A 25,751-nucleotide genomic window follows, 5' to 3' on the forward strand; every position below is an offset into this window, starting at 1 on the left:
CGTGAAAGACTTATTAAAGTTTCTGAAAGCGCAAACTAAAACCGAAGAGTTTGATGCGATCAAAATTGCTCTGGCTTCGCCAGACATGATCCGTTCATGGTCTTTCGGTGAAGTTAAAAAGCCGGAAACCATTAACTACCGTACGTTCAAACCTGAGCGTGACGGCCTTTTCTGTGCGCGTATTTTCGGGCCAGTAAAAGATTACGAGTGCCTGTGCGGTAAGTACAAGCGCCTGAAACACCGTGGTGTGATCTGTGAGAAGTGCGGCGTTGAAGTGACCCAGACCAAAGTACGCCGTGAGCGTATGGGCCACATCGAGCTGGCGTCTCCGACCGCTCACATCTGGTTCCTGAAATCTCTGCCGTCCCGTATCGGTCTGCTGCTGGATATGCCGCTGCGCGATATCGAACGTGTTCTGTACTTCGAATCTTATGTGGTTATCGAAGGCGGGATGACCAATCTGGAACGTAACCAGATCCTGACCGAAGAACAGTATCTGGACGCGCTGGAAGAGTTCGGTGACGAATTCGACGCGAAGATGGGTGCGGAAGCTATCCAGGCCCTGCTGAAGAGCATGGATCTGGAGCAAGAGTGTGAAACTCTGCGCGAAGAGCTGAACGAAACCAACTCCGAAACCAAGCGTAAAAAGCTGACCAAGCGTATCAAACTGCTGGAAGCGTTCGTTCAGTCTGGTAACAAACCAGAGTGGATGATCCTGACCGTTCTGCCGGTTCTGCCGCCAGATCTGCGTCCGCTGGTTCCGCTGGATGGTGGTCGTTTCGCAACGTCGGATCTGAACGATCTGTACCGTCGCGTGATCAACCGTAACAACCGTCTGAAACGTCTGCTGGATCTGGCTGCGCCGGACATCATCGTACGCAACGAAAAACGTATGCTTCAGGAAGCAGTCGATGCCCTGTTGGATAACGGTCGTCGTGGTCGTGCGATCACCGGTTCTAACAAACGTCCTCTGAAATCTTTGGCCGACATGATCAAAGGTAAGCAGGGTCGTTTCCGTCAGAACCTGCTCGGTAAGCGTGTTGACTACTCTGGTCGTTCTGTAATCACCGTAGGTCCATACCTGCGTCTGCATCAGTGCGGTCTGCCGAAGAAGATGGCACTGGAGCTGTTCAAACCGTTCATCTACGGCAAGCTGGAACTGCGTGGCCTCGCCACCACCATCAAAGCCGCGAAGAAAATGGTTGAGCGTGAAGAAGCTGTCGTTTGGGATATCCTGGACGAAGTGATCCGCGAACACCCGGTACTGCTGAACCGTGCACCAACTCTGCACCGTCTGGGTATCCAGGCCTTTGAGCCAGTTCTGATCGAAGGTAAAGCGATCCAGCTGCACCCGCTGGTTTGTGCGGCCTATAACGCCGACTTCGATGGTGACCAGATGGCTGTTCACGTACCGCTGACGCTGGAAGCCCAGCTCGAAGCGCGTGCGCTGATGATGTCTACCAACAACATCCTGTCTCCAGCGAACGGTGAACCTATCATCGTTCCTTCTCAGGACGTTGTACTGGGTCTGTACTACATGACCCGTGACTGTGTTAACGCCAAAGGCGAAGGCATGGTGCTGACTGGCCCGAAAGAAGCTGAGCGTATTTATCGCGCTGGCCTGGCCTCTCTGCATGCGCGCGTTAAAGTGCGTATCACCGAATACGAAAAAGATGAAAACGGCGAGTTCGTTGCGCACACCAGCCTGAAAGACACGACCGTTGGCCGTGCCATTCTGTGGATGATCGTACCGAAAGGTCTGCCTTTCTCCATCGTCAACCAGGCGCTGGGCAAGAAAGCGATCTCCAAAATGCTGAACACCTGTTACCGCATTCTGGGTCTGAAGCCGACCGTAATCTTCGCTGACCAGACAATGTACACCGGCTTTGCTTATGCTGCGCGTTCAGGTGCATCTGTTGGTATCGATGACATGGTCATCCCAGAGAAGAAACACGAGATCATCTCTGAAGCGGAAGCTGAAGTTGCTGAGATCCAGGAGCAGTTCCAGTCTGGTCTGGTAACCGCAGGCGAACGTTACAACAAAGTTATCGATATCTGGGCTGCGGCGAACGATCGTGTATCTAAAGCGATGATGGATAACCTGCAAACCGAAACCGTGATTAACCGTGACGGCGTAGAAGAGCAGCAGGTCTCCTTCAACAGCATCTACATGATGGCCGACTCCGGTGCTCGTGGTTCTGCGGCACAGATTCGTCAGCTGGCAGGTATGCGTGGTCTGATGGCGAAGCCAGATGGCTCCATCATCGAAACGCCAATCACCGCGAACTTCCGTGAAGGTCTGAACGTACTCCAGTACTTCATCTCCACGCACGGTGCGCGTAAAGGTCTGGCGGATACCGCACTGAAAACGGCGAACTCCGGTTATCTGACGCGTCGTCTGGTTGACGTTGCGCAGGATCTGGTCGTCACCGAAGACGATTGTGGCACCCTCGAAGGTATCACCATGACCCCGGTTATCGAGGGTGGTGATGTTAAAGAGCCGCTGCGCGATCGCGTACTGGGTCGTGTGACCGCGGAAGACATTCTGAAGCCGGGCACCGCAGACATTCTGGTTCCACGCAACACCCTGCTGCACGAACAGTGGTGTGACCTGCTGGAAGCGAACTCTGTTGACTCCGTGAAAGTGCGTTCCGTTGTATCCTGTGACACCGACTTTGGTGTGTGTGCGCACTGCTACGGTCGTGACCTGGCGCGTGGCCACATCATCAACAAAGGTGAGGCTATCGGCGTTATCGCGGCACAGTCCATCGGTGAGCCGGGTACACAGCTGACGATGCGTACGTTCCACATCGGTGGTGCGGCATCTCGTGCGGCTGCTGAATCCAGCATCCAGGTGAAAAACAAAGGTAGCATCAAGCTCAGCAACGCGAAGTCGGTTGTGAACTCCAGCGGTAAACTGGTTATCACTTCCCGTAACACCGAGCTGAAGCTGATCGACGAATTCGGTCGTACCAAAGAGAGCTATAAAGTGCCTTACGGTGCGGTTATGGCGAAAGGTGATGGCGAGCAGGTTGCTGGCGGTGAAACCGTTGCAAACTGGGATCCACACACCATGCCGGTTATCACCGAAGTAAGTGGTTTCATCCGCTTCACTGACATGATCGACGGCCAGACCATTACTCGTCAGACCGACGAGCTGACCGGTCTGTCTTCTCTGGTGGTTCTGGATTCTGCTGAACGTACTACCGGCGGTAAAGATCTGCGTCCTGCACTGAAAATCGTTGATGCTCAGGGCAACGACGTTCTGATCCCTGGTACCGATATGCCTGCGCAGTACTTCCTGCCGGGTAAAGCGATTGTACAGCTGGAAGATGGCGTACAGATCAGCTCTGGTGACACCCTGGCGCGTATTCCTCAGGAATCCGGCGGTACCAAGGACATCACCGGTGGTCTGCCACGCGTTGCGGACCTGTTCGAAGCACGTCGTCCGAAAGAGCCTGCGATCCTGGCTGAAATCAGCGGTATCATCTCCTTCGGTAAAGAGACCAAAGGTAAGCGCCGCCTGGTTATTACGCCAGTAGATGGCAGCGAGCCGTACGAAGAGATGATTCCTAAGTGGCGTCAGCTCAACGTGTTCGAAGGTGAACGCGTAGAACGTGGTGACGTGGTTTCCGATGGTCCAGAAGCGCCGCACGACATCCTGCGTCTGCGTGGTGTGCATGCTGTTACCCGTTACATTGTTAACGAAGTACAGGACGTATACCGTCTGCAAGGCGTTAAGATTAACGATAAACACATTGAAGTTATCGTTCGTCAGATGCTGCGTAAAGCAACCATCGAAAACGCGGGCAGCTCCGACTTCCTGGAAGGCGAGCAGGTTGAATACTCACGCGTTAAGATCGCTAACCGCGATCTGGAAGCGAACGGCAAAATCGGTGCGACCTTCGCACGCGATCTGCTGGGTATCACCAAAGCGTCTCTGGCAACCGAGTCCTTCATCTCTGCTGCATCGTTCCAGGAAACCACTCGTGTCCTGACCGAAGCGGCTGTTGCAGGTAAACGTGATGAACTGCGCGGTCTGAAAGAGAACGTTATCGTGGGTCGTCTGATCCCGGCCGGTACCGGTTATGCGTACCACCAGGATCGTATGCGCCGTCGCGCAGCGGGCGAACTGCCAGCTGCACCGCAGGTGACTGCCGAAGATGCATCCGCGAGCCTTGCAGAACTGCTGAACGCAGGTCTGGGCGGTTCCGACAACGAGTAATCGTTGATGCCCGGTAGGTAAAATTACCGGGCATATGAATCACAGGTCGGGTAAGCGTAGCGCCACCCGACAATAAAAAACCCGCCTCGGCGGGTTTTTTTACATCTGTATGTCTTCAGTTCACTAACGGGATACGTCGATAAAGCTCAATCATATCGCCCGCCAGATCCTGAATAACCATCGCGTTCATCAGGTGATCCTGAGAGTGAACGGTGATCAGGTTAACCGGAAGTTTCCCGGTCCCTTCATCAAGACCGATAAGCTGCGTCTGGATCGTATGCGCATGTTTTACATATTCACGCGATTCTTCCATCGCTTTCTCGGCTTCGTCAAAGTCGCCTTTTCGCGCCATCTGCAACGCCGTCAGGGCCGCGCTGCGCGCTGCGCCTGCGTTGACCAGCAGTTCCATAATCGTGGTTTCTAAGTCTTCCATTATGACTCCAGAAGTTTGAGCGCTTTTTCCAGTACGGCATCACCTTTCATCATGCCGTAATCCATCATGTCGATGACCGCAACCTTTTTTCCGAGCGGATCGGCCTGCGCCTGGAGTTTTGCCTGTTCGTATTTAACCTGTGGCCCCAGTAATACGATATCAGCCGTCGCGATGTTATCTTTAAACTCCGCGACCGGAACGGCTTTAATGGTTACTTCGACTCCTTTTTTCTGCGCGGCATCTTTCATACGTTGAACCAGCATGCTGGTTGACATTCCCGCTGCACAGCATAAAACGATGTTCTTCATAGTCAGCCTCGATCTACATGTGTTTATTGATAATTATCCCGTGCAGACCGCTTCAACAACCGCTTTACCGCGATTGTGTGTCAGGCATCACAAAGAAATCGGCATTTTCCTGAAACCGGTTACAATTTTACAGCGGAGAGCATTCTGCCCGTCAGATCGGGCAGAATTTGAGGAAGGGTATTATCGGCAGGCCGTGCTTACGATGCGGTTTTTACCCTGTTGTTTAGCGGTATACAGCGCTTCATCTACGCTACCGATAAATTGTTCCAGCGGTTCGAAGCGCCACTCTCCCATCCCGGCGCTGAAGGTCACTCGCAGGTTCTCTTCCCGCCAGGTCCGCTTTTCAACGGCGGTGCGCCAGGCTTCCAGTAGCGCGTGCGCGGAGTTCATCAGCTCGGCCGGGAATATCACGCCGAACTCTTCTCCACCGTAGCGGTAAACGGAAACGTGGTGCGGCTGCATGATCTGAATACCTTCCCGCGCCACGTTGCGCAGCACAATATCCCCGCTCAGGTGGCCCCAGGTGTCGTTAATGGATTTGAAGTTATCGATGTCGATCAGCGCCAGAACGAAGGGTTGATGAGCGGTCAGCAGCTCATCCACATCGTTATCGAACGCACGGCGATTTTTGCAGCCTGTCAGCGCATCATGGGTGGCCTGACGGACATAGGCCAGCTCGCGTTCTTTATTGGTTCGAATGGTATGGCTGAGCATCGCCTCAAGGCGTGGCGCCTGGTTGACGTCGCCGGTTTTGATGGCATTGATAATGTTCATCAGCACAGAACGCGAGGCATGACGAAGGTAAAGCCCGAACAGAATGATGATGATTGCCGCCAGCGCAAATCCCCAGCCGACGACGGTGGTTTCATGCCGGGTGATGACGGTAAGCGTGGTATCGGAGACCCGATAAATTACAAACCAGTCCGGATTGGTGAAAGAGTAGTAGTAATACCAGGTTTTACTTTTGGGGTCGAAAAGATGGCCTTCGCCGCTGGTCATTTTGTCCATCAGCGCTTCGCTTACGTAATGCTTAAAGAGCGCCCCCGTGTCCGGATGCAGCACAACGGCGCCGTCACGCTCCACGACAAAAAACTCACCCTGAACCGGCGCCACCATCTGGCGCAGGGTATACCCCATGGACGTTAAATCAAGATGGAAAGCGAGCGTGCCCTTCAGACGGCCTTCCGGTGAAATGACCGGCTTATAAAGAGTGACCGTAGGATGTTGGGTGAAATAGTCCAGATAGGGGCGGGTGTAGTGAGGAAAGTTGCTGGCTTCCGCTTGCCCGACAAACCATGGGCGGCTTCTGGCGTCGAACGACTTACTTTTCTCCGTTGGCAGCACTTCCGGCGCGCGCAGATGGCGCCCTTCTGTGTCCGCCAGAGAGATAGACGACACCGTCGGCATCAGGTTCTGCAAATGCATCAACATCTGCAAACCGTGTGTCGGATCGATATTTATTGTCTGATTTACTCTGTCGTTACGGGCGAAGTACATCGCAGCGCGACCAAGAATATAGTCATTTTCTCGCAGGATGGATTCGGTATAGTTCACCGCCAGATTATGGGTGAAATTACCATTAATTTTATGATAATCCTCAAGAAAATCCTTTCTCTGTGAAAGGATGACCAGGATGGCGATCAGCGCGAAACTGAACAGGATCCCCGCGAAGCTGACCATAATTGGCCGGGTAAAAGAGAGCTTTTTACTGTGGAGTGCCATGAGTTGTACATCAATCCAGATGGTAGACGCGTTGCGTCTGTCGATACCCTCAGCATAGTCGCTGTCCGGTTGCTGGTAGTAAATTATACAGAAGGCGATTACCGACGAGATGATTTATCTTAAGCGTAGATAAGAAACGACGTATTTATTGTATCAATTGAATTTTGTTTAAGAGGCGGAGGGCAGGGCGAAACGAGGAAGAAGCATTTTCACCCTGGTCAGCGTCCGTTGCTGACGTGGTAAAGCATAAGAAAACCGGGCAGATCGCCTCAATCGCCCGGTTATGATCTTACGAGCCGCCTCGTAACCTTTTCGCATTTTTGCAGACAGTTTCAGCGCTAATGCGAGGCTCTTCCCAGCCAGCTATCCCAGTCTTTCCACACCGGCTGGAGCCCCTGTGCAGTCAGGGCTTCCGCCACCGCTTCGGGCCGTCGGCCGTCGTGCGGTGCAAACTGTTCCAGTTCCGGGTGATCGTCCGCGTAACCGCCCGGCTGCGTTTTGGAAAAGGCGCTGACGTTATTGATCGCCAGCGGGATCGCGCGGTCGCGAAACGCGGGGGATTCACGCGTGGAGAGCGACAATTCCACTTCCGGCGCGAACAGGCGAAATGCACACAGGGTTTGCACCAGCTGGCGCTCATCCATCAGCGAGGCGGGTTCAACGCCTCCCGTACAGGGACGCAGCCGCGGGAAAGAGATGGAATAGCGGCTTTGCCAGTACTGCTGCTGTAGCCACAGCAGATGCTCCGCCACCATATAGCAGTCCACCCGCCAGCTGTCGGACAGACCGATAAGCGCGCCCAGCCCAATTTTATCGATACCGGCGCGCCCCAGCCTGTCCGGCGTTTCCAGCCGGAAGATGAAATCCTGCTTCTTCCCTTTCAGGTGATGCCGGGCATAGGTCGCCTCATGGTAGGTTTCCTGATAAACCATTACGCCGTCCAGCCCGAGGGTTTTCAGCTCCGCATATTCCTCCTGCGACAGAGGCTGCACTTCCATTTGCAACGAGGCAAATTCGCGGCGGATGGCCGGAAGATGCTGGCGAAAATAGTCCATCCCCACTTTGCCCTGATGTTCACCCGTCACCAGCAGGAGATGTTCAAAACCCATCTCACGAATAGCCGCACACTCGCGGGCGATCTCATGCTCATCCAGCGTTTTACGCTTAATACGGTTGCTCATGGAGAAACCACAGTAGGTGCAGTCATTGGCGCACAGATTAGAAAGATAGAGCGGCACGTAAAAGCTCACCGTGTTGCCAAAGCGCTGGCGGGTGAGGCGTTGCGCGCGCTGGGCCATCGGTTCAAGGTACGCGCTGGCTGCCGGAGAAAGCAGGGCCATCAAATCCTCGCGCGTCAAATGTTTGGCTGTTAATGCCCGCTCTACGTCCGCAGAGGTTTTACTGTTGATGCGTAAGGCAATATCGTCCCAGTTAAGCTGACGCCAGCGATCGGTAAAGGTAGCCATCAGAGCGCCTCCAGAAAATCGGTCAGCGGGCTGGTGGCCTGCGCCTGAACACTGCGCGAGCCGGGGCCGGACTGCCGAGCCAGCAGACCGGACTCCACGGCAAGGCGGAACGCACGCGCCATCATCACCGGGTCGTCGGCCACCGCAATCGCGGTATTGACCAGCACCGCATCGGCCCCTATCTCCAGCGCCTGCGCGGCGTGACTGGGTACGCCGATGCCCGCATCCACCACCACGGGCACGGTCGCCTGCTCAATAATGATTTCCAGCATCGCGCGGGTCTCCAGCCCCTGGTTGGAGCCAATGGGGGCGCCCAGCGGCATTACGGCCGCGCAGCCGACCTCTTCCAGACGCTTACAGAGCACGGGGTCGGCACCACAGTAGGGCAGAACGGTGAATCCCTGCTGCACCAGCTTCTCTGCCGCTTTCAGGGTTTCGATCGGATCGGGCAACAGCCAGCGGGCGTCCGGGTGAATTTCCAGCTTCAGCCAGCGGGTGCCGAGCGCTTCCCGCGCCAGTTGCGCAGCGAAAATTGCTTCCTCGGCCGTTTTTGCACCGGAGGTATTCGGTAAGAGCGTCACGCCTGCCTCCAGTAACGGCGCAAGTATGGCATCGTTGTGCTGACGCAAATCCACGCGCTTCATCGCCAGCGTCACCAGCTGGCTGCCGCTTTCACGAATGGCATCCACCATCAGTTGCGGGGAGGCGAATTTGCCGGTTCCGGTAAACAGATGTGAATCAAAGACTTTGTCGGCAATACGTAACATCTCATCCCCCTGCGATAACCTGAAACAGCAGGATCTGGTCGCCCTCATTGACCTGCTGATGTTCCCACCGCTCGCGCGGCAGGATCTGTTGATTGAGCGCCAGCGCCGTTCCCGGCTTCAGCTGGCGCAGCATGTCGAGCAGGGCGGCAACGGTGAGATCGTCGTCGCACGTCATCGGCTCATCGTTAAACAGAATGCGCATTGCGGCCTCCGCATACCGGGCAGTGGCTGGCACGGTTTAACGCCAGATGACGCCAGCCGCTGGAGCGGGCGTCGAACAGCCGCAGCGTGTTGCGTTCTGTCTCCATGCCGCTGAGCAACTTGATGGCCTCCAGCGCCTGAAGAGTACCCATCACGCCCACCACCGGGCCCAGAATGCCTGCCGTGCGGCAGTTACGCTCCGGTTCAGCCTCGTCCGGCCACAGGCAGCGGTAGCAGCCCTGTGCCCACGGCGGCGTAAGCACCATTATTTGCCCACCGAAACCGACCGCGCTGGCGGTGATCAGCGGCGTGTTCTGCGCAACACAGGCCGCGTTGATGGCCTGACGTGTCGCCATATTGTCCGTACAGTCCAGCACCACGTCGGCAAGGGCCACTTCGCGTTGCAGATCTTCCCCGCTCAGCCGCGTCTGGAGTGCGACCAGTTCGATATCGGGGTTAAGCTGGTTCAGCCGCTGGCGCGTAACGTGCGCTTTAGGCTGGTTGATATCTTCTGTCGTAAAGAGAACTTGCCGTTGCAGATTGCTGAGATGTACCTCGTCGTCATCGGCCAGCACCAGCGTGCCCACGCCCGCGCCGGCCAGATACAGCGCGGCGGGGGTGCCTAATCCGCCCAGACCGACAATCAGTACCCGGCTGGCGAGCAGCTTTTGCTGCCCCTCGATGGCGATATCCTCGAGCAGGATCTGGCGGCTGTAACGCATAAAATCACGATCTTTCATCACCTGCTCCTGCCAGTTGTAAAAGCTGCGCGGTGGCGGCCTGCCAGTCTGCCGCCTGGGTGATAGCGCTGGCGACGGCGATACTGCCGACGCCGGTCTCCAGCACCGCGGGCGCACGTTCAAGGCTGATCCCGCCGATGGCAACGGTGGGGTAATCGGCAAGGCGCTTAACGTGGGCCGCCAGCTGCGTCAAACCCTGTGGAGCGGACGGCATCTGTTTGGTTTTCGTTGGGAAAACGTGCCCGAGCGCGATGTAAGAGGGGCGGGCCGCCAGCGCCACGTTGATCTCCATATCATCGTGGGTAGAAACGCCCAGCCGCAGACCGGCGTCACGGATCGCGTTGAGATCGGTCGTTTCCAGATCTTCCTGTCCCAGATGCACGCCGTACGCCTGGTGTTTAACCGCCAGCCGCCAGTAGTCGTTGATAAACAGGCGGGCGTGGTAGCGACGTCCCAGCGCGATAGCGGCGATCACGTCGGCCTCCACCTCTTCATCGCGTTTATCCTTAATGCGTAGCTGGATCGTGCGAACGCCAGCTTCCAGCAGGCGGGCGATCCACGCCACGCTGTCCACCACCGGGTAAAGCCCTAAGCGGAAGGGGACAGGGGGGAAATCAGGCTGGTACATTATGCCTCCTCTTTTTTGAGGTAGATTTCGCCGCCTTTCGCGCGGAAGGTTTCCGACATGTCCGCCATGCCGACTTCAATGGTCTGCGCGGCGGCGTAATCGCGTACTTCCTGGCTGATTTTCATCGAGCAGAATTTAGGTCCGCACATGGAGCAGAAGTGCGCAACTTTGCCCGATTCCTGCGGCAGGGTTTCGTCGTGATAGGCGCGGGCGGTGAACGGATCGAGGGCCAGGTTAAACTGGTCTTCCCAGCGGAATTCAAAGCGCGCTTTGGACATGGCGTTGTCGCGAATTTGCGCGCCCGGATGGCCTTTCGCCAGATCCGCCGCGTGGGCGGCAATCTTGTAGGTGATCAGCCCCTGCTTCACGTCCTCTTTATTTGGCAGCCCGAGGTGCTCTTTCGGCGTCACGTAGCAGAGCATGGCGCAGCCGAACCAGCCGATCATCGCCGCGCCAATGCCTGACGTGAAGTGGTCGTAGCCTGGCGCAATATCGGTCGTCAACGGCCCCAGGGTGTAGAACGGTGCTTCGTGGCAGTGCTCCAGCTCCTCGGTCATGTTGCGACGGATCATCTGCATCGGCACATGGCCCGGGCCTTCAATCATCACCTGCACGTCGTACTCCCAGGCGATTTTGGTCAGCTCGCCCAGCGTGTGCAGCTCGGCAAACTGCGCCTCGTCGTTAGCATCGCGGATGGAGCCAGGACGCAGGCCGTCGCCCAGCGACAGGGAGACGTCGTACGCGGCGCAAATTTCGCAGATTTCGCGGAAGTGTTCGTAGAGGAAGTTTTCCTGATGATGGGAAAGGCACCATTTCGCCATAATCGAACCGCCGCGTGAGACGATACCGGTCAGACGTTTCGCCGTCATCGGCACGTAGCGCAGCAGCACGCCCGCGTGGATGGTGAAGTAGTCCACGCCCTGCTCGGCCTGCTCCAGCAGCGTGTCGCGGAACGCTTCCCAGGTGAGATTTTCGGCGATGCCGTTGACCTTCTCCAGCGCCTGATAAATCGGGACGGTGCCAATCGGCACCGGGCTGTTACGCAGGATCCACTCGCGGGTTTCGTGAATATAACGGCCCGTGGAAAGGTCCATCACCGTGTCCGCGCCCCAGCGCGTCGACCAGACCAGCTTTTCCACCTCTTCTTCGATGGATGACGTCACCGCTGAGTTGCCGATATTGGCGTTGACCTTCACCAGGAAGTTGCGGCCGATAATCATCGGCTCGGATTCCGGGTGGTTGATGTTGGCAGGGATAATGGCGCGCCCGGCGGCCACTTCGTCACGCACAAATTCCGGCGTGATGTTTTCCGGCAGGCGAGCGCCAAACCCTTCACCAGGATGCTGGTGGCGCAGCACTTCGCTGCGGATGCGCTCACGGCCCATGTTTTCGCGGATGGCGATGAACTCCATCTCCGGCGTGACGATACCCTGGCGCGCGTAGTGCAGCTGGGTGACGCATTTGCCCGCTTTAGCGCGTTTCGGCGTCAGCAGGCCGGTAAAGCGCAGCGCGTCCAGACCGTCGTCGGCCAGGCGCGCGTTGGTATACGCCGAGCTGCGCACGCTCAGTTCTTCGCAGTCGTTACGGGCGTCAATCCACGGCTGGCGCAGTTTTGCCAGACCCTGCTGTACGTTGATAGCAACAGAAGGGTCGCCGTACGGGCCGGAGGTGTCATACACCGGCACGGCTTCGTTGTCTTCAAACTGCGGGTTTTCTTTGCTGCCGCCGATAAGCGTCGGGCTGAGCTGGATTTCGCGCATCGGCACGCGGATATCAGCCTGTGAACCGGTGATGTAGATGCGCGTTGAGTTCGGGAAAGCGGTGCCTTCCAGGGTGTCGATGAAGCGTTGTGCGTGTTCGCGCTGTTCGCGGCGGGTCAGTTTTGTTGTAGACATAGCTCATTCCAGATGTGAAGGACATGGCTTGTCAGACGACGGATGAAGCAAGAGAAGATCGCCTCAGGGGCGATACAACAGCAGTGTGACTCTTGTTCCCTTCGCAGGTATTAACCTGATCAGGTTCCGCGGATCCCGAATTAACGGTCTCAGCCCGTGCTTTCACACTGGGCACTCCGACAAGAAAAATCCCCCTCGTGAGAGGGGCGAATGGTTGTAAATTACTCGTTAACGATTAAGAACTCAAGCAGGGCGCGCAACGTTATCGCTGGTGCTGATATTCAGGTTGTTGTCCAGCACGAGGGCGATGAGCTTGTCTTCCAGCGTGAATCGCTCTTCCAGCGCTTCGCCAAGGTCGGAAAGCGCCTGCTGAAACTCAAGATAGTTATCGTGATCGATAGCGTTCTCTAGCGTGGAATCGTAGTAGTCCATGATCTGCTGGGTGTTGGCTTCCAGCAGCGGACAGAGTTTGCTGGCCGCTAAATACGGCGTTGTCCCTTCCATTTCGCGGATAATGCGTTCATAAAGGTTGAAATGGCCGTCGGAAAGGTAGTCGACCAGGCTCTGACAGAAGTCGTCCAGCGCTTTTTCATTCAGCCGCATAAAGGATTCTTTGCCAGGCTTAAGACCAACCAGATTGTAATACGCCACGAGTAGATGCTTGCGCACATGTAGCCAGCGATCCACCAGGGTGTTACTTCCTCCAACGCGCTCAGTCAGGCTTTCCAGCTGGTTTAACATGGTCGACTCCATAAGGTTTAGAATGGGATCTGCTTATCCAAAATGTAACCATAATGCTAACAACATGTCAGTGAAGCGAAGGTAGTGCAATAGATATGGATCGTATTATTGAAAAATCAGATCTGGGTTGGTGGATCGTCAGTCACGAACAAAAATTATGGCTGCCCGGTGGGGAGATACCCTACGGTGCGGCAGACATCTTCGATCTCGTCGGCCAACCGGCGCTGCGGATCGGCGAGTGGCAGGGCGATCCGGTATGGTTGATCCAACTGGCTCGTCGTCAGGATATGGGATCCGTTCGTCAGGTGTTGGATCGGGATGTCGGCCTGTTCCAGCTGGCGGGGCGCGGCGTGCAGCTGGCGGAGTTTTACCGCTCGCACAAATACTGCGGCTACTGCGGCCACACCATGCACCCGAGCAAAACCGAGTGGGCAATGCTCTGCGGCCACTGCCGTGAACGCTACTACCCGCAAATCGCACCGTGCATCATTGTCGCCATCCGCCGTGATGATTCCATCCTGCTGGCGCAGCATACCCGCCATCGCAACGGCATTCACACCGTCCTCGCCGGGTTCGTGGAAGTCGGCGAAACGCTGGAACAGGCGGTGGCGCGCGAGGTGATGGAGGAGAGCGGCATTAAGGTGAAAAACCTGCGCTATGTGACGTCGCAGCCGTGGCCGTTCCCGATGTCCCTGATGACCGCGTTTATGGCGGAATACGACAGCGGCGAGATTGTTATCGATCAGAAAGAGCTGCTGGAGGCGAACTGGTATCGCTACGACGATTTACCGCTGCTGCCCCCGCCGGGAACGGTGGCGCGTCGCCTGATAGAAGATACCGTGGCAATGTGTCGGGCCGAGTATGAGTAGTGTTACACTGACGGACTGACGCAATAAGGAACTGCAAAATGACCGAACTGAAGAACGATCGTTATCTGCGTGCGCTGCTGCGCCAGCCCGTTGATGTCACCCCGGTGTGGATGATGCGCCAGGCGGGACGCTATCTGCCAGAGTACAAAGCCACGCGCGCGCAGGCAGGCGATTTTATGTCGCTGTGCAAAAACGCCGAGCTGGCCTGTGAAGTGACGCTCCAGCCGCTGCGCCGCTTCCCGCTCGATGCCGCCATTCTTTTTTCGGACATTCTCACTATTCCGGATGCGATGGGCCTTGGGCTCTATTTCGAAACCGGAGAAGGCCCGCGTTTTACCTCTCCGATCAAAAGCAAAGCCGACGTTGATAAGCTGCCGATCCCCGATCCTGAAGGCGAGCTGGGCTATGTGATGAACGCCGTGCGCACCATTCGCCGCGAACTGAAAGGCGACGTGCCGCTGATTGGCTTCTCCGGTAGTCCGTGGACGCTGGCCACCTACATGGTGGAAGGCGGCAGCAGCAAAGCCTTTACCGTCATCAAAAAGATGATGTACGCCGAGCCGCTGGCCCTGCATGCCCTGCTCGACAAGCTGGCGAAGAGCGTCACGCTCTATCTCAACGCGCAGATTAAAGCGGGCGCGCAGTCGGTGATGATTTTCGACACCTGGGGCGGCGTGCTGACCGGACGTGATTATCAGCAGTTCTCCCTGTACTACATGCACAAAATTGTCGATGGCCTGCTGCGTGAAAACGAAGGCCGTCGCGTGCCGGTGACGCTGTTTACCAAAGGCGGCGGTCAGTGGCTGGAAGCGATGGCGGCCACCGGCTGCGACGCGCTGGGCCTCGACTGGACCACCGATATTGCCGATGCGCGCCGTCGCGTGGGGGACAAAGTGGCGCTCCAGGGCAACATGGATCCGTCCATGCTCTATGCGCAGCCTGCCCGTATCGAAGAAGAAGTGTCGACTATACTGTCTGGTTTCGGCCAGGGCGAAGGCCACGTCTTCAACCTCGGTCACGGTATTCATCAGGATGTACCGCCAGAACACGCTGGCGTATTTGTGGAGGCGGTGCATCGGCTTTCTGCCCAGTATCATAAGTAAGGAGTGGTTATGGATCTCGCGTCGCTACGCGCTCAGCAAATCGAACTGGCTTCATCAGTGATCCGCGAGGATCGTCTGGATACGGACCCTCCGCGGTACATTGGCGGGGCGGACGTCGGATTTGAGCAGGGCGGTGAAGTGACGCGAGCGGCGATGGTGGTGCTGAAATACCCTTCGCTGGAGCTGGTGGAGTACAAGGTGGCGCGTATCGCCACTACCATGCCCTATATCCCCGGCTTTCTCTCCTTCCGCGAATATCCCGCGCTGCTGGCCGCGTGGGAGCAACTCTCGCGAAAACCCGATCTGCTGTTTGTTGATGGGCATGGTATCTCCCATCCGCGTCGCTTAGGCGTCGCCAGCCACTTTGGTCTGCTGGTGGACGTGCCGACCATCGGCGTGGCGAAAAAACGCCTGTGCGGCGCGTTTGAGCCGCTCTCTGCCGAACCGGGCGCGCTGGCGCCGCTTATCCATAAAGGCGAGCAGCTGGCGTGGGTCTGGCGCAGTAAAGCGCGCTGCAACCCGTTGTTTATCGCCACCGGGCATCGGGTCAGCATGGATAGCGCACTGGCGTGGGTGCAACGCTGTATGAAGGGCTACCGTTTACCGGAGCCAACCCGCTGGGCTGACGCCGTGGCCTCTTCACGTCCGGCATTCATTCGTTGGCAGGAAATTCAGCCGTGATTCAGGTAAACTGCGGCTAATTTTCGATTCGAGACATCATCATGTTACAAAACCCGATTCATCTGCGCCTTGAGAAGCTGGAAAGCTGGCAGCACGTGACGTTTATGGCTTGCCTGTGCGAGCGCATGTATCCCAACTATGCCGCGTTCTGCAAGCAGACGGCGTTTGGCGAAGGCCAGATTTATCGTCGTATCCTGGATTTAATCTGGGAGACGCTGACGGTCAAAGATGCGAAGGTAAATTTTGACTCTCAGCTCGAAAAGCTGGAAGAGGCTATTCCGGCTGCGGATGATTTCGACCTGTATGGCGTCTACCCGGCCATTGATGCCTGTGTGGCGTTGAGCGAGCTGATCCACTCCCGTCTGAGCGGTGAAACCCTGGAACACGCCATTGAAGTCAGTAAGGCATCCATTACCACCGTTGCGATGCTGGAAATGACCCAGGAAGGCCGTGAAATGACCGACGAGGAGCTGCGTGCTAACCCGGCGGTTGAACAGGAATGGGATATTCAGTGGGAAATTTTCCGTCTGCTGGCGGAGTGTGAAGAACGTGATATTGAGCTGATCAAAGGGCTTCGCGCGGACCTTCGCGAGGCCGGTGAGAGCAATATTGGTATAATTTTTAACCAATGAGACAACAAAACGTGATTTAACGCCTGTTTTGTCACTCCTCGACTCTTCCCTTTCGCCCCCCGTCTGGTCTACATTTGGGGGGCGAAAAAAAGTGGCTATCGGTGCGTGTATGCAGGAGAGTGCTTTTTTGGCATTTTCGTCGCACTCGATGCTTAGCAAGCGATAAACACATTGAAAGGATAACTTATGAACAAGACTCAACTGATTGATGTAATTGCGGACAAGGCTGATCTGTCTAAAGTGCAGGCTAAAGCTGCTCTGGAATCTACCCTGGCTGCTATTACTGAGTCTCTGAAAGAAGGCGATGCTGTACAACTGGTTGGTTTCGGTACCTTCAAAGTGAACCACCGCGCTGAGCGTACTGGCCGCAACCCGCAGACCGGTAAAGAAATCAAAATCGCCGCAGCTAACGTGCCGGCATTTGTTTCTGGTAAAGCACTGAAAGACGCAGTTAAGTAAGACGCGTGGCAGTGAACAGTTTTAACGAAGGGGCGGCAACGCCCCTTTTGTCATTCTGGCGTGGAACGCTCGCGCTGGCAGGCGTACTGTTGCTGTCTGCCTGTAGCCATGATTCCTCACTCCCCCCGTTTACCGCCAGCGGCTATGCTGACAACCAGGGTGCGGTCAGGATCTGGCGCAAAGATTCCAGCGATGAAGTCCATATGCTCACCGCATTCAGCCCGTGGCATAACGGCAACACCTCGACCGCAGAATACCGCTGGCAGGGCGATGCGCTGTCGCTCATTGAACTGAATATCTACAGTAAGACTCCCGAACACGTGAAGGTGCGTTTCGACGACCACGGCGAGCTGAGCTTTATGCAGCATGAGGTCAGTGGACTGAAACAGCAGCTTTCCAGCGATCAGGTCGCTCTCTACCGCTACCGTGCTGAACAACTCCGCCAGACCAGCGATGCGCTGCGTCAGGGCCGCGTGGTGCTGCGCCAGGGGCGCTGGCATGCCGACGGCACGGTGACCACCTGCGAAGGGCAGACGGTGAAGCCTGAGCTTGAATCCTGGGCAACCGAACACATTCAGCGTCGTCAGCGGCATTCATCTGTGGAGGTGAGTGTGGCATGGCTGGAAGCGCCGGAAGGCTCTCAGCTGTTGCTGGTGGCGAATGAAGATTTCTGCACCTGGCAGCCGACAGAGAAGAGTTTCTGACGTAAATCCCCTCTCCCTGTGGGAGAGGGTTAGGGTGAGGGTGTGAAATTACTCTCCCTGCTCCCGCGCAATGGCACGATAGCCGATATCCTGGCGGCTGAAGCTGCCATTCCAGTGAATATCCGCCATCAGCGCATAGGCGCGCTTCTGCGCCTCTGCCACGGTCTGGCCCAGCGCGGTCGCACACAGCACGCGACCGCCGTTGGTGAGCACGCGGTCGTCGTCAGAGAGCTTTGTACCGGCGTGGAACACCTTCGCACCGTCAATCTCTTCCAGCGGCAGGCCGTGGATCTCATCTCCGGTGTTGTAGCTACCCGGATAGCCACCCGCAGCAATCACCACACCTAAAGAGGCACGCTCGTCCCACTCGGAAGTTTTCTCGTCCAGCTTCCCTTCGCACGCCGCCAGACACAGATCAACCAGATCGGACTTCATGCGCAGCATGATCGGCTGGGTTTCCGGATCGCCGAAGCGGCAGTTGAATTCAATCACCTTCGGGTTACCCTGCTTGTCGATCATCAGGCCTGCGTAAAGGAAACCGGTGTAGGTATTGCCTTCCGCAGCCATCCCCTTCACGGTTGGCCAGATGATGCGGTCCATGGTGCGCTGGTGTACTTCGTCAGTGACCACCGGAGCAGGGGAGTAAGCTCCCATCCCGCCGGTGTTTGGCCCCGTGTCGGCATTGCCTACGCGCTTGTGATCCTGGCTGGTCGCCATCGGCAGAACGTGCTCGCCGTCAACCATCACGATAAAGCTCGCTTCTTCGCCGTCGAGGAACTCTTCAATCACGATGCGGTGGCCCGCGTCGCCAAAGGCGTTACCCGCCAGCATATCCTGCACGGCGGCTTCCGCTTCTTCGAGGGTCATCGCCACGATAACGCCTTTCCCGGCAGCCAGGCCGTCGGCTTTGATCACAATCGGCGCGCCTTTTTCACGCAGGTAAGCCAGAGCAGGCTCTACCTCGGTGAAGTTCTGATATTCCGCCGTCGGGATGTTATGACGCGCGAGAAAATCTTTGGTGAAGGCTTTTGAGCCTTCCAGCTGCGCAGCCCCTTCCGTTGGGCCGAAAATTTTCAGGCCCGCGGCGCGGAAGGCATCTACAACGCCGATCACCAGCGGTGCTTCCGGGCCAACAATCGTCAGATCGATATTCTCGTTTTGGGCAAAGCTCAGCAGCGCCGGGATGTCGGTTACGCCGATGGCGACGTTCTGTAGTGCGGGCTCCAGCGCGGTCCCGGCGTTACCCGGTGCCACAAAGACGGTTTCAACCTGCGGAGACTGCGCTGCTTTCCACGCCAGGGCGTGCTCGCGCCCGCCGTTACCAATCACTAATACTTTCATTTTCTGCTCCGGGAATTAATGGCGGAAGTGGCGCATGTCGGTGAAGATCATTGCGATGCCATGCTCGTCGGCAGCGGCAATCACTTCGTCATCACGGATTGAACCGCCAGGCTGGATCACACAGGTGATGCCCACAGCAGCGGCCGCGTCGATACCGTCGCGGAACGGGAAGAAGGCGTCAGAGGCCATGGCGGAACCTTTGACTTCCAGACCTTCGTCACCTGCTTTAATACCCGCGATTTTCGCAGAGTAAACGCGGCTCATCTGGCCTGCGCCTATTCCGATGGTCATGTTCTCTTTGGCGTAGACGATGGCGTTGGATTTCACGAACTTCGCCACTTTCCAGCAGAACAGCGCGTCACGCAGTTCCTGCTCGGTTGGCTGACGTTTGGTGACGACACGCAGATCGGCTTCGCCCACCATACCCAGATCGCGGTCCTGAACCAGCAGCCCGCCGTTCACGCGCTTGAAGTCCAGGCCTGGAACGCGCTCTGCCCACTGGCCGCAAACCAGTACGCGCACGTTCTGTTTCGCCGCGGTGATTTTCAGCGCCTCTTCGGATGCTGATGGCGCGATGATCACTTCGACAAACTGACGGGAGATGATGGCCTGCGCGGTTTCCGCATCCAGCTCGCGGTTGAAGGCGATAATGCCGCCGAACGCGGAGGTCGGGTCGGTTTTGTAGGCGCGATCGTAAGCTTCCAGAATAGACGCACTTACCGCAACGCCGCATGGGTTGGCGTGCTTGACGATAACGCAGGCTGGCTCGCTGAACTCTTTCACGCATTCCAGCGCGGCGTCGGTATCGGCAATGTTGTTATAGGAGAGGGCTTTGCCCTGTACCTGCTGGGCAGTCGCTACAGAGGCTTCTTTTACCTCTTCTTCTATATAGAAGGCAGCCTGCTGGTGGCTGTTCTCACCGTAACGCATATCCTGCTTCTTAATGAAGTTCAGGTTCAGCGTGCGCGGGAAGCGGCCAGAGGGATCTTTGCTTTCACCGTGGTAGGCAGGTACCAGGCTACCGAAGTAGTTGGCGATCATGCTGTCGTAGGCGGCGGTATGCTCGAAGGCTTTGATGGCGAGATCGAAACGCGTTTCAAGCGTCAGGGACCCTTCGTTGGCATCCATCTCATTAATAATGGCGTTGTAGTCACTACTCTTTACCACGATGGCCACATCTTTATGGTTCTTGGCTGCGGAGCGCACCATGGTCGGGCCGCCGATGTCGATATTCTCAACAGCGTCTTCCAGAGAACAGCCTTCGCGGGCAACGGTCTGGGCGAACGGGTAGAGGTTAACAACCACCATGTCGATGGGGGCAATATTGTGCTGCTCCATAATGCCGTCGTCCTGACCGCGACGGCCCAGAATACCGCCGTGCACTTTCGGGTGCAGGGTTTTGACGCGTCCATCCATCATTTCCGGGAAACCGGTGTAATCGGACACTTCGGTTACCGGCAGACCTTTATCTGCTAACAGGCGAGCGGTACCGCCTGTAGAAAGCAGCTCTACGCCACGTGCAGAAAGTGCCTGAGCGAATTCGACGATACCGGCTTTATCAGAAACACTGAGCAGAGCGCGGCGGACTGGACGACGTTGTTGCATGGTAAATCCCCTGGATTTCACGATTACAGAGAGCGTTAGATGAATTTTCCTGTGAAAAACTCATCTAACACACCTGACGAGGCATCCTTGTGAAGCGCGAGCATTTTAACGAAAACGTTTGCGCAACGCTCGCATATTTTTACTTTTTCGTATCATTGTGGATAAGTCTGTGCGTAAAAAGGTATAAGGCGGGGTTTTGCTGTGGAATGCAGCAGTCAGTCATTTTTCTGTCATTTAGCGGTTGCGGCCTGCGGAGAACTCCCTATAATGCGCCTCCATCGACACGGCGGATGTGAATCACTTCACAGATAACCCGGTCGGTTGAAGAGAAAAAATCCTGAAAATCAGGGTTGACTCTGAAAGAGGAAAGCGTAATATACGCCACCTCGCGACAGAGCGCTGAAGCGCGTCGCAACTGCTCTTTAACAATTTATCAGACAATCTGTGTGGGCACTCAAAGTGACATGGATTCTTAATGTCCTCGGACACTAAATGAATACCAAGTCTCAACGAGTGAACACGTAATTCATTACGAAGTTTAATTCATTGAGCATCAAACTTTTAAATTGAAGAGTTTGATCATGGCTCAGATTGAACGCTGGCGGCAGGCCTAACACATGCAAGTCGAACGGTAACAGGAAGCAGCTTGCTGCTTCGCTGACGAGTGGCGGACGGGTGAGTAATGTCTGGGAAACTGCCTGATGGAGGGGGATAACTACTGGAAACGGTAGCTAATACCGCATAACGTCGCAAGACCAAAGAGGGGGACCTTCGGGCCTCTTGCCATCGGATGTGCCCAGATGGGATTAGCTAGTAGGTGGGGTAACGGCTCACCTAGGCGACGATCCCTAGCTGGTCTGAGAGGATGACCAGCCACACTGGAACTGAGACACGGTCCAGACTCCTACGGGAGGCAGCAGTGGGGAATATTGCACAATGGGCGCAAGCCTGATGCAGCCATGCCGCGTGTATGAAGAAGGCCTTCGGGTTGTAAAGTACTTTCAGCGGGGAGGAAGGCGATAAGGTTAATAACCTTGTCGATTGACGTTACCCGCAGAAGAAGCACCGGCTAACTCCGTGCCAGCAGCCGCGGTAATACGGAGGGTGCAAGCGTTAATCGGAATTACTGGGCGTAAAGCGCACGCAGGCGGTCTGTCAAGTCGGATGTGAAATCCCCGGGCTCAACCTGGGAACTGCATTCGAAACTGGCAGGCTAGAGTCTTGTAGAGGGGGGTAGAATTCCAGGTGTAGCGGTGAAATGCGTAGAGATCTGGAGGAATACCGGTGGCGAAGGCGGCCCCCTGGACAAAGACTGACGCTCAGGTGCGAAAGCGTGGGGAGCAAACAGGATTAGATACCCTGGTAGTCCACGCCGTAAACGATGTCGACTTGGAGGTTGTGCCCTTGAGGCGTGGCTTCCGGAGCTAACGCGTTAAGTCGACCGCCTGGGGAGTACGGCCGCAAGGTTAAAACTCAAATGAATTGACGGGGGCCCGCACAAGCGGTGGAGCATGTGGTTTAATTCGATGCAACGCGAAGAACCTTACCTACTCTTGACATCCAGAGAACTTTCCAGAGATGGATTGGTGCCTTCGGGAACTCTGAGACAGGTGCTGCATGGCTGTCGTCAGCTCGTGTTGTGAAATGTTGGGTTAAGTCCCGCAACGAGCGCAACCCTTATCCTTTGTTGCCAGCGGTTAGGCCGGGAACTCAAAGGAGACTGCCAGTGATAAACTGGAGGAAGGTGGGGATGACGTCAAGTCATCATGGCCCTTACGAGTAGGGCTACACACGTGCTACAATGGCGCATACAAAGAGAAGCGACCTCGCGAGAGCAAGCGGACCTCATAAAGTGCGTCGTAGTCCGGATTGGAGTCTGCAACTCGACTCCATGAAGTCGGAATCGCTAGTAATCGTGGATCAGAATGCCACGGTGAATACGTTCCCGGGCCTTGTACACACCGCCCGTCACACCATGGGAGTGGGTTGCAAAAGAAGTAGGTAGCTTAACCTTCGGGAGGGCGCTTACCACTTTGTGATTCATGACTGGGGTGAAGTCGTAACAAGGTAACCGTAGGGGAACCTGCGGTTGGATCACCTCCTTACCTTAAAGAACCTGCCTTTGCAGTGCTCACACAGATTGTCTGATGAATGATGAACTTCTGAATGTACTTTTGAGTGCATTAAGAAGTTTTGCTCTTTAAAAATCTGGATCAAGCTGAAAATTGAAACGACACACAGCTCATGTGTGTTCGAGTCTCTCAAATTTTCGCAAGTCGATGATGAATCGAAAGAAACATCTTCGGGTTGTGAGGTTAAGCGACTAAGCGTACACGGTGGATGCCCTGGCAGTCAGAGGCGATGAAGGACGTGCTAATCTGCGAAAAGCGCCGGCGAGGTGATATGAACCCTTGACCCGGCGATGTCCGAATGGGGAAACCCAGTGCAATCCGTTGCACTATCGTTAACTGAATACATAGGTTAACGAGGCGAACCGGGGGAACTGAAACATCTAAGTACCCCGAGGAAAAGAAATCAACCGAGATTCCCCCAGTAGCGGCGAGCGAACGGGGAGCAGCCCGGAGTCTGAATCAGCTTGTGTGTTAGTGGAACGGTCTGGAAAGTCCGACGGTACAGGGTGATAGTCCCGTACACGAAAGCACACTTGCTGTGAACTCGAAGAGTAGGGCGGGACACGTGGTATCCTGTCTGAATATGGGGGGACCATCCTCCAAGGCTAAATACTCCTGACTGACCGATAGTGAACCAGTACCGTGAGGGAAAGGCGAAAAGAACCCCGGCGAGGGGAGTGAAAAAGAACCTGAAACCGTGTACGTACAAGCAGTGGGAGCCTCTTTATGGGGTGACTGCGTACCTTTTGTATAATGGGTCAGCGACTTATATTCTGTAGCAAGGTTAACCGTATAGGGGAGCCGAAGGGAAACCGAGTCTTAACTGGGCGTTAAGTTGCAGGGTATAGACCCGAAACCCGGTGATCTAGCCATGGGCAGGTTGAAGGTTGGGTAACACTAACTGGAGGACCGAACCGACTAATGTTGAAAAATTAGCGGATGACCTGTGGCTGGGGGTGAAAGGCCAATCAAACCGGGAGATAGCTGGTTCTCCCCGAAAGCTATTTAGGTAGCGCCTCGTGAATTCATCTTCGGGGGTAGAGCACTGTTTCGGCTAGGGGGCCATCCCGGCTTACCAACCCGATGCAAACTACGAATACCGAAGAATGTTATCACGGGAGACACACGGCGGGTGCTAACGTCCGTCGTGAAGAGGGAAACAACCCAGACCGCCAGCTAAGGTCCCAAAGTCATGGTTAAGTGGGAAACGATGTGGGAAGGCACAGACAGCCAGGATGTTGGCTTAGAAGCAGCCATCATTTAAAGAAAGCGTAATAGCTCACTGGTCGAGTCGGCCTGCGCGGAAGATGTAACGGGGCTAAACCATGCACCGAAGCTGCGGCAGCGACACTATGTGTTGTTGGGTAGGGGAGCGTTCTGTAAGCCGTTGAAGGTGTGCTGTGAGGCATGCTGGAGGTATCAGAAGTGCGAATGCTGACATAAGTAACGATAAAGCGGGTGAAAAGCCCGCTCGCCGGAAGACCAAGGGTTCCTGTCCAACGTTAATCGGGGCAGGGTGAGTCGACCCCTAAGGCGAGGCCGAAAGGCGTAGTCGATGGGAAACAGGTTAATATTCCTGTACTTGGTGTTACTGCGAAGGGGGGACGGAGAAGGCTATGTCAGCCGGGCGACGGTTGTCCCGGTTTAAGCATGTAGGCGGAGGTTCCAGGTAAATCCGGTACCTTGTTAACGCTGAGGTGTGATGACGAGGCACTACGGTGCTGAAGTGATAAATGCCCTGCTTCCAGGAAAAGCCTCTAAGCATCAGGTAACACGAAATCGTACCCCAAACCGACACAGGTGGTCAGGTAGAGAATACCAAGGCGCTTGAGAGAACTCGGGTGAAGGAACTAGGCAAAATGGTGCCGTAACTTCGGGAGAAGGCACGCTGATGTGTAGGTGAAGCCCCTGCGGGCGGAGCTGAAATCAGTCGAAGATACCAGCTGGCTGCAACTGTTTATTAAAAACACAGCACTGTGCAAACACGAAAGTGGACGTATACGGTGTGACGCCTGCCCGGTGCCGGAAGGTTAATTGATGGGGTTAGCGGCAACGCGAAGCTCTTGATCGAAGCCCCGGTAAACGGCGGCCGTAACTATAACGGTCCTAAGGTAGCGAAATTCCTTGTCGGGTAAGTTCCGACCTGCACGAATGGCGTAATGATGGCCAGGCTGTCTCCACCCGAGACTCAGTGAAATTGAACTCGCTGTGAAGATGCAGTGTACCCGCGGCAAGACGGAAAGACCCCGTGAACCTTTACTATAGCTTGACACTGAACACTGGTCCTTGATGTGTAGGATAGGTGGGAGGCTTTGAAGCGTGGACGCCAGTCTGCGTGGAGCCAACCTTGAAATACCACCCTTTAATGGCTGGTGTTCTAACGTAGACCCGTTACCCGGGTTGCGGACAGTGTCTGGTGGGTAGTTTGACTGGGGCGGTCTCCTCCCAAAGAGTAACGGAGGAGCACGAAGGTTGGCTAATCCTGGTCGGACATCAGGAGGTTAGTGCAATGGCATAAGCCAGCTTGACTGCGAGCGTGACGGCGCGAGCAGGTGCGAAAGCAGGTCATAGTGATCCGGTGGTTCTGAATGGAAGGGCCATCGCTCAACGGATAAAAGGTACTCCGGGGATAACAGGCTGATACCGCCCAAGAGTTCATATCGACGGCGGTGTTTGGCACCTCGATGTCGGCTCATCACATCCTGGGGCTGAAGTAGGTCCCAAGGGTATGGCTGTTCGCCATTTAAAGTGGTACGCGAGCTGGGTTTAGAACGTCGTGAGACAGTTCGGTCCCTATCTGCCGTGGGCGCTGGAGAATTGAGGGGGGCTGCTCCTAGTACGAGAGGACCGGAGTGGACGCATCACTGGTGTTCGGGTTGTCATGCCAATGGCACTGCCCGGTAGCTAAATGCGGAAGAGATAAGTGCTGAAAGCATCTAAGCACGAAACTTGCCCCGAGATGAGTTCTCCCTGAGACTTTAAGTCTCCTGAAGGAACGTTGAAGACGACGACGTTGATAGGTCGGGTGTGTAAGCGCAGCGATGCGTTGAGCTAACCGATACTAATGAACCGTGAGGCTTAACCTTACAACGCCGAAGG

Annotated in this window: 19 protein-coding genes, 2 rRNA genes and 1 riboswitch; of the genes, 9 read left to right on the forward strand and 12 right to left on the reverse strand. The window is 55.8% G+C overall.

Annotated elements, in window-relative coordinates; genetic code table 11:
* Position 1: 1 nt before the first annotated feature.
* Complete coding sequence (rpoC, locus tag FZF21_RS01290) at positions 2 to 4,225, forward strand: DNA-directed RNA polymerase subunit beta' (protein ID WP_017384083.1); 4,224 nt, start codon at positions 2 to 4, stop codon at positions 4,223 to 4,225.
* 115 nt (positions 4,226 to 4,340) lie between these two features.
* Here the strand turns inward: rpoC and FZF21_RS01295 are convergent, their stop codons facing one another.
* The 10 genes from FZF21_RS01295 to FZF21_RS01340 all read right to left on the reverse strand — a co-directional run bounded on the left by FZF21_RS01295 (position 4,341) and on the right by FZF21_RS01340 (position 13,126).
* The gene (locus FZF21_RS01295; protein ID WP_003862327.1) at positions 4,341 to 4,658 is read right to left on the reverse strand and encodes a PTS lactose/cellobiose transporter subunit IIA; all 318 of its coding nucleotides are present in this window, start codon (positions 4,656 to 4,658) and stop codon (positions 4,341 to 4,343) included.
* Positions 4,658 to 4,966, reverse strand: a complete 309-nt coding sequence (locus FZF21_RS01300; RefSeq protein ID WP_010425948.1) for a PTS sugar transporter subunit IIB — start codon at positions 4,964 to 4,966, stop codon at positions 4,658 to 4,660. Before FZF21_RS01300 ends, FZF21_RS01295 begins: the two co-directional genes overlap by 1 nt.
* A gap of 180 nt (positions 4,967 to 5,146) precedes the next feature.
* Complete coding sequence (locus FZF21_RS01305) at positions 5,147 to 6,688, reverse strand: sensor domain-containing diguanylate cyclase (protein WP_149121117.1); 1,542 nt, start codon at positions 6,686 to 6,688, stop codon at positions 5,147 to 5,149.
* A 338-nt stretch (positions 6,689 to 7,026) separates the two neighbouring features.
* On the reverse strand, positions 7,027 to 8,154 hold the full coding sequence (gene thiH, locus FZF21_RS01310; RefSeq protein ID WP_015569973.1) for a 2-iminoacetate synthase ThiH: 1,128 nt from the start codon (positions 8,152 to 8,154) through the stop codon (positions 7,027 to 7,029).
* Positions 8,154 to 8,921 (reverse strand): thiazole synthase, encoded by a 768-nt coding sequence (gene thiG / locus FZF21_RS01315; RefSeq protein ID WP_015569972.1) that lies wholly within the window; start codon positions 8,919 to 8,921, stop codon positions 8,154 to 8,156. The genes thiH and thiG overlap by 1 nt, the downstream gene beginning before the upstream one ends.
* 1 nt (position 8,922) lies before the next feature.
* Positions 8,923 to 9,123, reverse strand: coding sequence for a sulfur carrier protein ThiS (thiS, locus tag FZF21_RS01320; RefSeq protein ID WP_015569971.1), 201 nt, complete (start codon positions 9,121 to 9,123; stop codon positions 8,923 to 8,925).
* The gene (gene thiF, locus FZF21_RS01325) at positions 9,107 to 9,862 is read right to left on the reverse strand and encodes a thiazole biosynthesis adenylyltransferase ThiF (RefSeq protein WP_047736576.1); all 756 of its coding nucleotides are present in this window, start codon (positions 9,860 to 9,862) and stop codon (positions 9,107 to 9,109) included. The genes thiS and thiF overlap by 17 nt, the downstream gene beginning before the upstream one ends.
* Positions 9,849 to 10,490: a thiamine phosphate synthase gene (gene thiE, locus FZF21_RS01330; protein WP_047736578.1), complete on the reverse strand. Its 642-nt coding sequence runs from the start codon at positions 10,488 to 10,490 to the stop codon at positions 9,849 to 9,851. Before thiE ends, thiF begins: the two co-directional genes overlap by 14 nt.
* Positions 10,490 to 12,385, reverse strand: coding sequence for a phosphomethylpyrimidine synthase ThiC (gene thiC, locus FZF21_RS01335; protein WP_045328864.1), 1,896 nt, complete (start codon positions 12,383 to 12,385; stop codon positions 10,490 to 10,492). The genes thiE and thiC overlap by 1 nt, the downstream gene beginning before the upstream one ends.
* Positions 12,386 to 12,464: 79 nt before the next feature.
* Positions 12,465 to 12,574: riboswitch (TPP riboswitch) on the reverse strand.
* Between the two features lie 54 nt (positions 12,575 to 12,628).
* Positions 12,629 to 13,126, reverse strand: a complete 498-nt coding sequence (locus FZF21_RS01340; protein WP_017384077.1) for an Rsd/AlgQ family anti-sigma factor — start codon at positions 13,124 to 13,126, stop codon at positions 12,629 to 12,631.
* Between the two features lie 95 nt (positions 13,127 to 13,221).
* Between FZF21_RS01340 and nudC the strand changes: the two genes are divergently transcribed.
* The 6 genes from nudC to FZF21_RS01370 all read left to right on the forward strand — a co-directional run bounded on the left by nudC (position 13,222) and on the right by FZF21_RS01370 (position 17,574).
* Positions 13,222 to 13,995, forward strand: a complete 774-nt coding sequence (gene nudC, locus FZF21_RS01345; protein WP_045328866.1) for an NAD(+) diphosphatase — start codon at positions 13,222 to 13,224, stop codon at positions 13,993 to 13,995.
* Between the two features lie 38 nt (positions 13,996 to 14,033).
* Positions 14,034 to 15,098 carry a uroporphyrinogen decarboxylase gene (gene hemE, locus FZF21_RS01350; protein WP_022650209.1) on the forward strand — a complete coding sequence of 355 codons (1,065 nt, stop codon included), beginning with the start codon at positions 14,034 to 14,036 and terminating at the stop codon, positions 15,096 to 15,098.
* A 9-nt stretch (positions 15,099 to 15,107) separates the two neighbouring features.
* Positions 15,108 to 15,779, forward strand: a complete 672-nt coding sequence (gene nfi, locus FZF21_RS01355; RefSeq protein ID WP_023302920.1) for a deoxyribonuclease V — start codon at positions 15,108 to 15,110, stop codon at positions 15,777 to 15,779.
* Between the two features lie 41 nt (positions 15,780 to 15,820).
* Entirely contained in the window at positions 15,821 to 16,411 is a 591-nt protein-coding gene (locus FZF21_RS01360; protein ID WP_003862310.1) for a YjaG family protein, read from the forward strand.
* 186 nt (positions 16,412 to 16,597) lie between these two features.
* Complete coding sequence (gene hupA, locus FZF21_RS01365; RefSeq protein ID WP_002445246.1) at positions 16,598 to 16,870, forward strand: nucleoid-associated protein HU-alpha; 273 nt, start codon at positions 16,598 to 16,600, stop codon at positions 16,868 to 16,870.
* 11 nt (positions 16,871 to 16,881) lie between these two features.
* Positions 16,882 to 17,574, forward strand: a complete 693-nt coding sequence (locus FZF21_RS01370) for a DUF1481 domain-containing protein (protein ID WP_017384076.1) — start codon at positions 16,882 to 16,884, stop codon at positions 17,572 to 17,574.
* Positions 17,575 to 17,622: 48 nt separating this feature from the next.
* Here the strand turns inward: FZF21_RS01370 and purD are convergent, their stop codons facing one another.
* Complete coding sequence (gene purD, locus FZF21_RS01375; protein ID WP_015569963.1) at positions 17,623 to 18,915, reverse strand: phosphoribosylamine--glycine ligase; 1,293 nt, start codon at positions 18,913 to 18,915, stop codon at positions 17,623 to 17,625.
* Positions 18,916 to 18,930: 15 nt separating this feature from the next.
* Positions 18,931 to 20,520, reverse strand: a complete 1,590-nt coding sequence (gene purH, locus FZF21_RS01380; protein WP_023295751.1) for a bifunctional phosphoribosylaminoimidazolecarboxamide formyltransferase/IMP cyclohydrolase — start codon at positions 20,518 to 20,520, stop codon at positions 18,931 to 18,933.
* A 563-nt stretch (positions 20,521 to 21,083) separates the two neighbouring features.
* Here purH and FZF21_RS01385 point away from each other — a divergent pair.
* Positions 21,084 to 22,625: ribosomal RNA gene (locus FZF21_RS01385) — 16S ribosomal RNA — on the forward strand.
* A 208-nt stretch (positions 22,626 to 22,833) separates the two neighbouring features.
* Positions 22,834 to 25,738 (forward strand): 23S ribosomal RNA (locus FZF21_RS01390).
* The 16S and 23S rRNA genes sit together here, the layout of an rRNA operon.
* Positions 25,739 to 25,751: the final 13 nt, after the last annotated feature.

This window comes from Enterobacter sp. LU1 (assembly GCF_008271405.2).
GTDB classification, from domain to species: Bacteria; Pseudomonadota; Gammaproteobacteria; order Enterobacterales; family Enterobacteriaceae; genus Enterobacter; species Enterobacter hormaechei_C.